Annotated in this window: 10 protein-coding genes; 8 read left to right on the top strand and 2 right to left on the bottom strand. The window is 60.5% G+C overall.

Translation table 11 applies throughout. The features are described from left to right. From ACW4TB_RS16750 to ACW4TB_RS16730, 5 genes are all read left to right on the top strand, one after another. Positions 1-1578 carry a hypothetical protein gene (locus ACW4TB_RS16750; protein WP_279928545.1) on the top strand — a complete coding sequence of 526 codons (1578 nt, stop codon included), beginning with the start codon at positions 1-3 and terminating at the stop codon, positions 1576-1578. A 198-nt stretch (positions 1579-1776) separates the two neighbouring features. Then, entirely contained in the window at positions 1777-2580 is an 804-nt protein-coding gene (gene dkgB / locus ACW4TB_RS16745; RefSeq protein ID WP_254467495.1) for a 2,5-didehydrogluconate reductase DkgB, read from the top strand. A 75-nt stretch (positions 2581-2655) separates the two neighbouring features. Continuing rightward, positions 2656-3837, top strand: a complete 1182-nt coding sequence (locus ACW4TB_RS16740; protein WP_012313775.1) for an MFS transporter — start codon at positions 2656-2658, stop codon at positions 3835-3837. Between the two features lie 123 nt (positions 3838-3960). Next, positions 3961-4425 (top strand): nuclear transport factor 2 family protein, encoded by a 465-nt coding sequence (locus ACW4TB_RS16735; RefSeq protein WP_012313774.1) that lies wholly within the window; start codon positions 3961-3963, stop codon positions 4423-4425. A gap of 172 nt (positions 4426-4597) precedes the next feature. After that, positions 4598-6511 (top strand): tyrosine-protein phosphatase, encoded by a 1914-nt coding sequence (locus ACW4TB_RS16730; RefSeq protein ID WP_279928539.1) that lies wholly within the window; start codon positions 4598-4600, stop codon positions 6509-6511. 56 nt (positions 6512-6567) lie between these two features. Here ACW4TB_RS16730 and ACW4TB_RS16725 read toward each other — a convergent pair whose 3' ends face one another. Continuing rightward, positions 6568-8334: a S8/S53 family peptidase gene (locus tag ACW4TB_RS16725; RefSeq protein WP_012313772.1), complete on the bottom strand. Its 1767-nt coding sequence runs from the start codon at positions 8332-8334 to the stop codon at positions 6568-6570. 245 nt (positions 8335-8579) lie between these two features. Here ACW4TB_RS16725 and ACW4TB_RS16720 point away from each other — a divergent pair, with 245 nt between their 5' ends. Next, positions 8580-9689, top strand: a complete 1110-nt coding sequence (locus ACW4TB_RS16720; protein WP_279928535.1) for a hypothetical protein — start codon at positions 8580-8582, stop codon at positions 9687-9689. A 57-nt stretch (positions 9690-9746) separates the two neighbouring features. On the opposite strand, the gene ACW4TB_RS16715 is transcribed toward ACW4TB_RS16720, so the two are convergent. Continuing rightward, positions 9747-10676 (bottom strand): AraC family transcriptional regulator, encoded by a 930-nt coding sequence (locus ACW4TB_RS16715; protein ID WP_279928533.1) that lies wholly within the window; start codon positions 10674-10676, stop codon positions 9747-9749. A 753-nt stretch (positions 10677-11429) separates the two neighbouring features. Between ACW4TB_RS16715 and ACW4TB_RS16710 the strand changes: the two genes are divergently transcribed. Continuing rightward, positions 11430-11843, top strand: coding sequence for an NADH-quinone oxidoreductase subunit A (locus ACW4TB_RS16710; protein WP_003251427.1), 414 nt, complete (start codon positions 11430-11432; stop codon positions 11841-11843). Positions 11844-11853: 10 nt separating this feature from the next. After that, entirely contained in the window at positions 11854-12531 is a 678-nt protein-coding gene (locus tag ACW4TB_RS16705) for a NuoB/complex I 20 kDa subunit family protein (RefSeq protein ID WP_012313769.1), read from the top strand. The last annotated feature ends 12 nt before the right edge of the window (positions 12532-12543 follow it).

Raw genomic sequence — 12543 nt, 5'->3', positions numbered from 1 at the left:
ATGAGCCCGATTACCTCAGTGGTGCGCCTGACCTCCGTCGCACACATCACCCACCGTGCGCCTCAGGTACCCACCACCCTGTCGGCAGACGCGCCGATGACATCACCGAGCACGGTGGTAAGCCTTGGCCAGCAAGAAAGCCGCGTCGATACCCAGACCTACACGGTCAAAGGTACCCTCGGTGAAGCGCAGACCCGGTATGTGTGGGAGCAGGACGGCATCGATAAACTCAGCATGTACATGCTGAGTGCCATTCAGGCCTCCTCCCCGGCAGCGCGCTTCCAGGGGCTCGGTGCTGCCCTGCTGGAGCAACTGGCAGCCAGCGGTGGCCAACGTATTTCGCAATCCGGGCTGGCGATCGATGATGGCGCGACAAACGACCCGTTGTTGCTGGCCATGCAGCAGGCCAGGCTGCGCGAACACGCAACCAGCAGCGTCAGCTTCAATCTCACTACCGGCTCAGGCGCCACCGTGACGGTGGGCCTCTACAGCAGCACCAACGGCCTGGCGGTGGATGCCGACGTGCAAGGCGGTACGTTGACCAGTGAGGAACTCAAAGGCTTGGCAGCGCTTGCGAACAGCTTCCAGGCTGCCCTCAACGGGCTGACCCAGGAACCACCCAGCCTGCAGCTGGGCGCACTGGTAAAGCTCGACCCGGCGCTGTTCACCGGTTTGCAGTTGAATGCCAAATTGCAGACCGCTAGCGGCGAACAGCAAACCTTCGACCTGCAGCTGAACGAAGATTCCCGCAAACTCACGCTGCAAGGCGCCAACGGCACGGTCAAGATGAACCTCGACACCCAGGACGGTGCGCTGCTGGGCAGCCAGGCTCAGCGTCAGGCAGCCGTGGCCAACTACCTGCTCCAGTTCGACGCTGCACAAAAGCGCGGCCATGGTGACGTGCAACTGATGGCACTGTTCAAAGATGCCTTCAGCCAGCTCAACAGCGTGGACGATACCAGCAAGCGCCCTGCAGGCCATGACCTGGCGCAGAGCACGGCCAGCCGCCTGCTGTTGAGCGGCCTTGCCGACTTCGATGCCTCGATCACGCAGACCGAACAGAAGATCAATCCGATGCGGCCTGAAGAAGTGGACCACTTCGACTACAAGGTTTCGCAATCGACCACTCTGCAAGGCCCGGCAGCGGACCTGGCCGTGGAGCAGGAGCAACGGGCAAGCATGAAAGCCGCCTGGCATGAAGGCCTCAATCCGCTCGTCGGCCTGACCCTAACCCGCGACAACAAAACGCAGAACTACAGCTATCACACGATCGACGACCAATCGCGCAGCAGCACTCGCCTGGCGTTCTCCAACAACGCCCTGGTCGAGGCGACCGCGACTCAAGAGGCCAGCCAGAAAGAGCGCGTGCGCACCTATCAGGAGGGCGTGCTGCAGGACGATACGACCAATAGCGCAGCGGCCGCCCAAGCTCGCGAACTGCTGGACGTGCTTGACGAGCTGCTCAGCCAGGATCGGGCTGTGCGGCGCGCAGGGCTGGCCTCTACGCTGCAAGAGCAACTGGCGGGGTTGAGCCATCAGTGGTTGCTGCAGTCGGCGCCAGGACAAATTGCAACGTGAACCAAAGGTAGCCAGGTTTTTTACAGCACCTGAATCACAAGCCAACGGATGACTCGTGATTTCAGGTCAAAAGACCTTGGCACTGTCCCGTCTTAATCAAAGCCTGCAAAACCCCCACACTGCTCCCCATTCGAACGAGGTCGGCAGCAGGGCACCTAAGCTCTGGTTCAACCTCAGTCACTCAGCAGGAGCAGCCCCATGAGCATTCCATCTTTCGGCCTTGGCACCTACCGCCTCACCGGCCAGGCCGTCATCGACTCGGTCAAGTCCGCCCTGGCGCTGGGCTACCGCGTCATCGACACCGCGCAGATCTACAAGAACGAAGCCGACGTAGGCCAAGCCATTGCCGAAAGCGGCGTACCGCGTAGCGAACTGTTCATCACCACCAAGATCTGGGTCGACAACCATGGCGCTGACAAACTGGTCCCCAGCTTGCGCGAGAGCCTGGCCAAGCTGCGCACTGACCACGTCGACCTGCTGCTGATCCACTGGCCAGCCCCAGGCAAGGGCATCGAACTGGCCGAGTACATGACAGCTTTGGCCGAAGCCAAAAAACTCGGCCTGACCCGTCAGATCGGCGTGTCAAACTTCAACATCGAACTCACACGCCAAGCCATCGAGGTGGTCGGCAAAGGCGAAATCGCCACCAACCAGGTCGAGCTCAGTCCCTACCTGCAAAACGCCAAACTGGCTGCCTACCTCAAGGACCAGGGCATCACCGTCACCTCGTACATGACCCTGGCCTACGGCAAAGTGCTGAAGGACCCGGTGCTGGTCGAGATCGCCGCCAAGCACAAGGCCACGGTCGCCCAGGTGGCCCTGGCCTGGGCCATGCAGCTGGGTTACGCAGTGATCCCCTCCTCCACCAAGCGCGAAAACCTGGCCAGCAACCTGCTCGCCTGCAGCCTGAGACTGGATGCCGACGACATGGCGCGCATCGCCTCGCTCGAGCGCAATGGCCGTGAAGTCAGCCCGGATGGCCTGGCGCCCGCCTGGGACTGATTACCCACTGCATGTCGGTACCGGCTTGTTCGTGGCCGGTATCACTGCTCATTGACCTTTGAACCGGAGCTCCTGATGAGCACGCTTTCCCCAAAACGGGTTCTGTTTGCCCTGGCTATCGGCGCCTTCGGCATCGGCACCACCGAATTCACACCGATGGGTCTGCTGCCGGTGATCGCACAAGGCGTCGATGTCAGCATCCCCAGCGCGGGCATGCTGATCACCGCCTATGCCATCGGCGTAATGGTCGGCGCACCGATCATGACCCTGCTATTCAGCCGCTTTGGCAAACGCGCCGCACTGATGGCGCTGATGGCCATCTTTACCCTCGGCAACCTGCTCTCGGCACTCTCGCCGGACTACTACACATTGCTCGCCTCGCGGCTGGTCACCAGCCTCAACCACGGTGCCTTCTTCGGCCTGGGCGCAGTGGTCGCAGCCAGCGTGGTCCCCAAGGACAAACAAGCCAGTGCCGTGGCAACGATGTTCATGGGCCTGACCATCGCCAATATCGGCGGCGTACCTGCGGCGACCTGGGTCGGCCAGCAGGTCGGCTGGCGCATGGCCTTTGCCGGTACTGCGGCACTCGGGCTGCTGGCCATGGCCGCCCTGTGGTACGCGCTGCCCAAAGGTGAGCGTGGCAGCGTGCCCCACGTGCGCAAAGAGCTGGCGGTCATCGCCCGCCCCAACGTGCTGCTGGCGATGGCTACCACCGTGCTTGGCGCCGGCGCCATGTTCACCCTGTACACCTACGTAGCACCGGTACTGGCTGAACTGACCGGCGCTTCAGACAGCTTCATCACCCTCGGCCTGGTGCTGATCGGTGTCGGTTTCACCCTGGGCAACAGCCTGGGTGGGCGCCTGGCCGACTGGTCGCTGGACGGCGCTGCGCGCATCTTCCTCGGTACACTGGCGCTGATCATGTTGCTGATGCCGCTGGTACTGGGCAGCCACATTGGTGCGGCCATCGCGCTGCTGGTCTGGGGCGTGTTCACCTTCGCCGTCGTGCCGCCCTTGCAGATGCGCGTCATGACTGCCGCCATCGAGGCACCAGGGCTTGCATCGTCGATCAATGTCGGCGCATTCAACCTTGGCAATGCCGTTGGCGCGGCACTGGGTGGCACGGTAATCAGCCTGGACTTGGGCTATGCCGCAGTGCCCATGGCCGGCGGCGTGCTGGCGGCGACGGCCCTGGTGCTGGTATGGCTGGGCGGGCGCGGCAAGGCTGTCGACAAGGCCTTGGGCGCCGCGGTTTAGGCACTGGCGTAAGCGCTGCACTCTTGCAACGGGCGCAATTATGAAGGGCCCGTTGCAGCCATTCCCCCCAATGCCGCTGCAGCAGTACTCTCCTCTACGCTAACCACCGCCAAGGAGTCCCCCATGTCCCGCCCTCCATTGCCTCCCTTTACCCGCGAAAGCGCCATCGAAAAAGTCCGCCTGGCCGAGGATGGCTGGAACAGCCGTGACGCGGCCAAGGTATCGCTGGCATACACACCCGATACCGTATGGCGTAACCGTGTCGAGTTCCCCCGGGGGCGTGCCGAGGTTCACGCCTTTCTGACCCGCAAGTGGAACCATGAACTGGAGTACCGACTGATCAAGGAGCTGTGGGCATTCACCGACAACCGCATTGCGGTGCGCTATGCCTACGAGTACCACGACGACAGCGGCCAGTGGTTCCGCGCCTATGGCAACGAAAACTGGGAGTTCGCCGCCGATGGTTTGATGCACAATCGCCACTCGAGCATCAACGAGCACCCTATTGCCGAAGCGGACCGCAAGTTCCGCTGGCCTTTGGGTCGTCGCCCGGACGACCATCCCGGCCTCAGCGAACTGGGGCTCTGACCCCGGGAAGGCCCAAGCGGCCGGTAGCCTGAGTGTGGCCTGAAGGCCAGACAAAAAACGCAGGCACCGGCCAGATCGCGCAGGCTTTTACGTTCCACCCTGGTATGTAACATTCAGTTTCATGTTGCCCGCGGAGAGTAGCCACACCACGTACTCCTCAGAGGCCTCTGCCGTGCTGCAACGTCTGTTCTGCTCCCTGTCCCTGCTCACACTCGCAATCTCCGCCGCCCACGCCGCCGATGCGCTCGATACGCCGCACCTGGCTGGCATTGACAATTTCCGCGACATCGCCGGCACCACATCGGCCTACGGCACAAGCCACGACGGGGTGATGCGCACCGGTGTGTTCTATCGTACCAATGCCCTGACCCCGACTGCCGCCGACCTTGCCGTGCTCAACGGCCTTGGCATAAGCGATGTATACGACCTGCGCACCGCAAGCGAAATCGCCGCCACGCCCGATACCCTGCCCGCCGGCGCCAGCTATACCAACATCGACATCATCGGCAGCACCACCTCGGGCTCGAACATCACCGACATCTCGTTCACCAGCGCTGCCCAGGCACGCGCCATGATGCAGGAGACCAACCGCGCCTTCGTCAGCGATGCCGGCATGCGTGGGCAATTCTCGGTGCTGTTCAACGAACTGGCCAGTGCCGACGGCGCCGCATTGTTCCACTGCACCGCCGGCAAGGACCGTACGGGCTGGACCGCCGCCGTGTTACTGAGCATCGCCGGTGTAGACGACGCGACAATCATGAACAACTACCTGGCCACCAATGAGTACACCGCCGCCCGTGTGGCCGCCACATTGGCAGCCATGCCGGCCAGCATGGCCGAAGTCTACGCCCCACTGCTGGGCGTAGAGGCCAGTTACCTGCAGGCCGGCCTGGATGAAGTTACGGCCGCATATGGCAGCATGGACAACTACCTCAAGCAAGGCCTGGGGCTTACCCAGGAAACGATCTATGTGCTGCGCGGCAAAATGGTGCGTTACGGCACGCTACCCGGTGAAGCTGGCCTGGTCGGTAACGCCGCAGCAGGCGCGCAACTGCTGCGCCAACTGCAGGACACGTCGCTGTCAGGCACCTACAGCGCCTACAACTACTACCTGCAGTCGGCCATCGATGCCGGCACGCTGGGCGGCGTGGAGTCCACTGTGGGTGGCCAGGTTCATGCCGATGCCGCCAGCTACCTGCTGCGCCTGGGCGTCATGATCGACAGCGCCGCAGCACCTTTCGCCGACGGTACCGACCTGAAGGTTGGCCAGTCGCGCCTGTGGAGCAGCACCCTGGCCGGTTATCTGGGCACCGACGGCTCGTCCAGTGTCGCCAGCAGCAACGAACACAGCCAAGGCCTGATGATCGGCATGACACAGCGTTTCTCCGAGCAGCTCAGCGCCCACGCAGGTTTCGGCTACAGCAGCGGTAACGTTGGCGGCGCAGGCGGCGAGGTTGACACGGACCTGACGTTCCTGAGCCTGGGCGCCCGTTTCGCTCCGGGCGGCCTGGAACAAGGCCTGTTCATCGACACAGATGCCAGCGCCGGCTACCTCGACTATTCCAGCAGGCGTGATCTGACAGGTGGCCTGGGTACGGCCAAGGGCGACAGCCACGGTACCCTGGCCGGTGCCAGCCTGGCCATGGGCTATCGCCTGAACACAAACCGCGTGGTGCTGGAACCGAGCCTGGGTGTACGCATAAGTCGCGTGGACGTGGCCGGGTTTACCGAAAAAGGCAGCGAACTGGCGCTAGAGGTGGACAACCTGCAGCAGACGCGCCGTAGCGCGACCGCCAATTTCAAGGCGTCTTTCGTGCCGTTTGCCATGGGCCGTTGGCAACTGGTACCCAGCGTGCAAGTGGGCTATGAGCATGCACTGGGCGACCACGAGGTGGAAAGCGAGGGCCACTTGCTGGGGCTGGACATCGAACAGCGAGCCGCCTTCGACGATCGTGACCAGTTCAACGCTGGCGTGAGCCTGATGGCCAACCTTGGCGCGCTGAGTGTTGGCGCCGATCTGTCAGCATTGGGCGGTGGTGACAGCCACGGGGCTAGTGGCAGCCTCAAGGCCAGCTACGCGTTCTGACAGTTACCGGCGCTGCTGTGCGGGCCCCATTGCTGCATTTTGCTCCCGCCTATGCTTCACAGCACTGACGGCTTTGCAGCATGTTTTTCAACCACAGCGGCACCGCCCCGATCCTTGATGACAAGTGCCAAGGCCCCCTCCATATTGAGCCGTGCATACACCTCTGCCTCGCTGCCTGCTGCCAACGCGTGCTCGGCGGGTGTGAGCGCAGAGGTCAGATCAATACCCCGGCGTTGCGCTTCATCTCGGGCCGCCAGCGGCAAGGCGCTTCTGCGCAACAGTGCCCGTATCTGCCTGGGCTCCAGCGCAGGATCTACCGCCAGCATGGCGGCCACCGTACCGGTCACCAACGCAGCGGCATAGGAAGTACCACAGGCCCCCCTGCCTTCTGTACGGCTGCGGCTCGTAGGGCGTTGGGGGCATGCGGCGGCGGTGATATCGACGCGCTGCCCGATATTGGAGGAATCACGCATAGTCACGAAGCGCGGTTCACGTATGTTTGCATCCTGCCTGGTACGTTGGTGCGCGCCGACAACCAGCAGCTGTTGCGATTGCAAACCTGCTGGCAAATGCTCATCGGTGGTAGAAAAACTGTTACCGGAAGAGTTGACGACCACAACATTGGGGTGGTTGCGTTCGAGCCACCTGAAGAATCGCGTCAACAACTGCTCATAGCCTTTGAAGGCCAAGTCAGACCGCACATTGGTTTCGACACGCTCACCTCGCAGATTGGTCGTACCCATGCGGTGGATGCCCCAACTCCAATTGAGCACGTGCGCGCCATCCTCCACCATGTTGACCGATGCCGCTACACGACCTGTCACGCCGGCGAGTGAGCCGCGGTCCACAATGATTTTGAAGCGTCCACCTGCGTCCCCCAACTGGCTCAGAAAGCCCAGATGGTCGACTGGCTGCCGGCCTGCTGCCAGCAGCCCAGTGACCAATGTTCCATGCCTTGCTTGTGGGCTGTGCCGCGCATAAAGGCAAGTCTGCTCCATGCTGCATGGCCTGAGGTAGCTTACGAAGTCGGGGGTATCGAAATTGACTGCCTTCTCCACCACCCCTATTACCACGGCACCCGGATTCGGGTTTGAAGACGCGCTAGCAACGTACTGCCGATACAAGTCGACAGCCGGGAAGAACCGGTTGGCGACCCAACCGTCCTCATCTGCAGGTTCCACCACCCGATCGGGGTCTCGTGGCACTTCAGGGTTGTCATCCTCCACGACCACACCAACAATCACAGGGTCGGTCTTCAATGCAGCCACCAGGGCATCCCGTGCGGCCAGATCACTGACGGGTAGGCGCACCTGGAAGACGTTTAACGGCGCAATCGCACCGACGATTTCCACGCCGTACTGGCGGGCCATCCGCTGCGCTTGTGCCGCGCCGTCGACCCCTTCATGAAAGATCAGGCTGACCAGATCCAGAGCTGTCACCACGCGGTCAGAGAGCCGGACTTGATGCTCGCGGCTCACGGACTGCACGCGGCTTGGCCGCAAGGTAAGCCAGACAGCATTGCTGCTACGCCGTCCTTGAGACACCCAAACCGGACCACTGACCTTTTGCCCCTGCGCGAGGTTAAAACGCAGCGTCGCCCCTTGCCGACTGACTGCGCTGGTGGGCAGGACACTGCCATTGAACACGACCCTGACAGGGTGTCCCTTCATGCCGCTGACCTGCATGCACCATGTTTGCGGCTCGCCGCCGGACCAGCTTTCGCAAGGTGCCAGGCTTTCAATGTGTAACGCGCTTGCAGGCTCGGCAGCCATGAACCACGGTATGACCAACAACGCAAACAGACGCTTCTTGAACGTGCCCATATCCATGTTCCCGTTTCGCCAACATCAGCCACTAGTTGCGCAGGCTTTGAGCCCGTCCGTGCTGACGCATTGACAATGAAACAAGACCCTAAAGGCTGAGCTTCAATGTGCCTACTGGCAAAAATGCCAGGTCATTCAATAGCGATAATGTCGAACAGCTACTGCCAAAAATGACAGTTTTCCGCTTCTGACCCTTCTATTACGCTTCTCCGCGCAGTACTTCCCACCACAAAAGGACAGCGCTCATGGAAAAGCGAGCAATCATCACGTTAGTTGCCGGACTCTTTATTGCAGTACCCCACGCGCCGGCCGCCGAACTGCCTGGGCGTATTGAAGCCGTCGAACATCACACCGCACTGTGTCATGCAACTGACACCGCCGTAGACTGCGATGTATCAGCGGTGGTCAAAGCCGATGGAAAACTGGTTTTCGCCAACGATAAAGGCTTGCCAGCCATTGGCGACCCGGCCATTTTTACATTTGATTTTGCCGGGGGAACTATCAGTGGTAACCCCGAAGTTCTCAAAGGTAGTGTGCTGGAAAAAGCAGATAAATACGAAGCCATGACCACGACGCTGGATGGCCAATACATTATCGCCAGCACCGCCTTCAATAAGGTCGGCACCGAGCAGGATCCAAGTAAAGACGCACTCAACACCCTTGTTTACTGGCCGGTAAATGACCCGAATACCGCAAAAGTCCTGGCGCAATCGACACGAGGCGGGATCAAAAGCTCGATCATGTTGCGTAAACAGATTGGTGAAGTCATAGGGTCCCCCTACTTTCAAGTCGAAGGCATCACCATGGCCCCAAGCGAACCGGGGCGGGAGAAAGATACAGACGGCCAGTTGATCGTCGGCATCAGCAAGCATGGGAATAGCAGTGCGACTTCTAACCCTGCTTTTCTGCTCATCTCGGCGCATGTGAAGTTCAACGATGCACGGATGGAGCTCGTGGACGGGTTCAAGTCGATTCAGAACTTCAACCTGGAAGCACAAGGGCACCCACTTGCGCTAACTGGCATCGAATATGACCGTTTCAATAAAGACCGGCTGTATGCGGTCACCAGCTTTGAGACGCCATCCGCTGAGGGTGAGGGCAACAAAGGTATCGAAACGGGCGGGGTTCTTTGGGCAATACCTTTCACGGCAGGTAAACCGGGCACCCCACAGCTGGTGAACCGAAAGGATGGCAGCCCCCTGTTGTTCAGCAACCAGCCCGGCGGCGTAGAAGTGCTGGGAGCCAAACAAATTCTGGTGGTTCACGACGATGACCGCGTTGAGGTGAAAACCTCCGAAGCAGGTATCAAGCGAGGTAAAAACGAATTTGCCTACAGCAAGATCACGCTCCCCTAAGCGCATCCATGGCATCCACCACATTATCTGATTCGCAGGTAGGCCCCTTACCGCAGGTCATGCGTCATGCCTACGCCTGACCTGTGCCGGGCGCAGCCCAAACGCCTCTTGAAAATACTGGGCAAACCGCCCGGCATTGGTGAAACCGAAACGTAACGCCACCTGTTCCACCGAAGCACCCTGCTCGCTTGCCAGCACCTGACGCGCCTGCTCCAGCCGCACCTGCCGCTGATACCCGACTATCGAAATGCCCGCAAACCGGCGAAAGCCCTCCTGTAACGCCCGCACGCTGACATTGGCCAAGCCCGCCAACTCACTGCTACTGCTAAGGCTTGCGGGATTTTCACGGATATAGGCCATGGCCAGTTTCACATGGCGCGGTGCAAGCAAGGGGGCTGGCCTGTGCAGCGCTTCGCGGTAATTGTGCGGCCAGGTTTCCAGCAACGCGTCGACCAGCATTTCCTGCAACCGCAGCGGCATCAACAGGCCCGTATTGATCAATTGATCGAACTCAGTGCCCGTGGCCAGCTCGAGCAAGGCACGGATGCCCTGGAAACCTGGCGCGTTGAGGTCCACTACCGGCGCAAAACGAATGGGGGCCACCAAGGGCCGCTCCAGCAGTGCCGACAGGCGCTCGGCGAATACGCCCCGGCGAATCGACATGCCACACTGGGCATGACCATCGGCAATGCGTACCGAGCGTATCTCGAGCTTGTCGACAGCCAGCCCGACCTGCGCGCCGCCGATCGACTCGCCGCGATGGTCGAAGATGATCTTGCCCGCAGTAGGTAGCACAAAAGTGATCTCGTCCTGCGGGGTGGGCAGGACGATGCGAAAGTCGCCGTGGTAGTGCAGGCGCCTTACGCTCATGCTCTCGAAGCGGCCATATACACCGCCGATGGAAATACACTCGCCCAGTGGCGCCATGTCGGCATACAGGTTGCCGTAGAACTGCGTGAACAAGGCGCCGAAATCGTCGCTGTGCATGTCGGCGCTACGGAGCAAGAAGGGCTTGCGAGGCGTGGCGGGGTGCACCTGATGGCTCTCCTTTTGCTGCGGGGGGACCGGCACGCTAGCAGTCATTCATTACACAGGTATGACGCCCGCTTTCGCCACACCGACGCCCCCGAACATCCCCCGGCAATCCCCAGGATCCGGACTATGCTTGAACCAGCCCGGTAGCGAGGATCAACCCAGCCACCGGCTATGGACAATTGCATCGGTGTCGCCGCTTTCCATTCATATGCACGGGCAAGCCACAGCCCCGACCTCTTCACCCGCCACTGCCCCCTGTGCACATCAGGGGGCACTCGAAAAACATTGACCCAGAGCGGTGCAGGCAGTGTCAAACACTGATAGAACGAGGCCAGAGCGCAATTGCAAGAGGGGGGCAACAGCCCATGAACTTAACAAGGCTCAATCTCATTAACTCTTATCGGCTCCAGCCAAACGCTATTAATTATCATTACTAAAATTACAATCTGTTACCACCCACAAGAAACATAATTGACAAAACCAGGCCCAATCCCCGAATTTCAGGGCTTTCAGCCAGTTACGAGCGTGTTTTGTTCTTAATCCTACGAATAAATTTGCGACAGAAATTTTACTTGCACCGGGTTTACCCATAAAATCAGCGCGATTGATTCAGCTGCGACATTTGGTCACTGCACCTGCGACACCACGTCGCCGCTCTACTTATTTCAGACTGCAGAGCTGGGTCTCTGTATAAGGATCTCTAGCATGTCCGATTCGGCAGGACTCATCGCCCACAACTGGGGCTTTGCCATCTTCCTCCTGGGTGTCGTCGGCCTGTGCGCCTTCATGCTCGGCCTGTCCAGCCTGCTCGGTAGCAAGGCCTGGGGCCGCGCCAAGAACGAACCCTTCGAATCCGGCATGCTGCCCGTCGGCAGCGCCCGCCTGCGCCTTTCCGCCAAATTCTATCTGGTCGCGATGCTGTTCGTGATCTTCGATATCGAAGCCCTCTTTCTCTTTGCATGGTCTGTGTCCGTCCGCGAAAGCGGCTGGACCGGATTCGTCGAAGCGCTCGTTTTCATAGCAATTCTGTTGGCAGGTCTTGTCTACCTTTGGCGCGTCGGGGCACTTGATTGGGCTCCCGAAGGTCGTCGCAAGCGGCAAGCGAAGCTGAAACAATGAGGCTTTGGCAATGCAATACAATCTCACCAGAATCGATCCGGATGCGCCCAACGAGCAGTACCCGGTCGGCGAACGGGAAACCGTTACCGATCAACTGCTAGAGGACCAGGTCCACAAGAACATCTACATGGGGAAACTCGAAGATGTGCTGCGTGGTGCGGTCAACTGGGGGCGCAAGAACTCCCTCTGGCCGTACAACTTCGGCCTGTCCTGCTGCTACGTGGAAATGACCACGGCCTTCACGGCGCCCCACGACATCGCCCGCTTCGGCGCCGAAGTCATCCGGGCCTCGCCGCGTCAGGCCGACTTCATGGTCATCGCCGGTACCTGCTTCATCAAGATGGCGCCGATCATCCAGCGTCTGTATGAGCAGATGCTCGAACCCAAATGGGTCATTTCCATGGGCTCGTGCGCCAACTCCGGTGGCATGTACGACATCTACTCGGTCGTTCAGGGGGTCGACAAGTTCCTCCCCGTGGACGTCTATGTGCCTGGCTGCCCGCCACGCCCTGAAGCTTTCCTGCAAGGCTTGATGCTGTTGCAGGAGTCGATCGGCCAAGAACGACGCCCGCTTTCCTGGGTTGTTGGTGATCAAGGTATTTACCGTGCCGAGATGCCAGCCCAGAAAGACCTGCGTCGCGAGCAGCGCATTGCAGTAACCAACCTGCGCAGCCCCGACGAAGTCTGATCCAGCGACCTG

It is taken from the genome of Lelliottia jeotgali (genome assembly GCF_977070485.1).
This window is presented reverse-complemented; position numbering and strand designations above follow the sequence as displayed.

What these genes read in the sequence shown, in the direction of transcription:
- ACW4TB_RS16740 (WP_012313775.1), top strand. Translation starts at nt 2,656, where the DNA reads ATGAGCACGCTTTCCCCAAAACGGGTTCTGTTTGCCCTGGCTATCGGC.
- ACW4TB_RS16750 (WP_279928545.1), top strand. Translation starts at nt 1, where the DNA reads ATGAGCCCGATTACCTCAGTGGTGCGCCTGACCTCCGTCGCACACATC.
- ACW4TB_RS16715 (WP_279928533.1), bottom strand. Translation starts at nt 10,676, where the DNA reads ATGCACAGCGACGATTTCGGCGCCTTGTTCACGCAGTTCTACGGCAAC.
- ACW4TB_RS16710 (WP_003251427.1), top strand. Translation starts at nt 11,430, where the DNA reads ATGTCCGATTCGGCAGGACTCATCGCCCACAACTGGGGCTTTGCCATC.
- ACW4TB_RS16705 (WP_012313769.1), top strand. Translation starts at nt 11,854, where the DNA reads ATGCAATACAATCTCACCAGAATCGATCCGGATGCGCCCAACGAGCAG.
- dkgB (WP_254467495.1), top strand. Translation starts at nt 1,777, where the DNA reads ATGAGCATTCCATCTTTCGGCCTTGGCACCTACCGCCTCACCGGCCAG.
- ACW4TB_RS16735 (WP_012313774.1), top strand. Translation starts at nt 3,961, where the DNA reads ATGTCCCGCCCTCCATTGCCTCCCTTTACCCGCGAAAGCGCCATCGAA.
- ACW4TB_RS16720 (WP_279928535.1), top strand. Translation starts at nt 8,580, where the DNA reads ATGGAAAAGCGAGCAATCATCACGTTAGTTGCCGGACTCTTTATTGCA.
- ACW4TB_RS16725 (WP_012313772.1), bottom strand. Translation starts at nt 8,334, where the DNA reads ATGGGCACGTTCAAGAAGCGTCTGTTTGCGTTGTTGGTCATACCGTGG.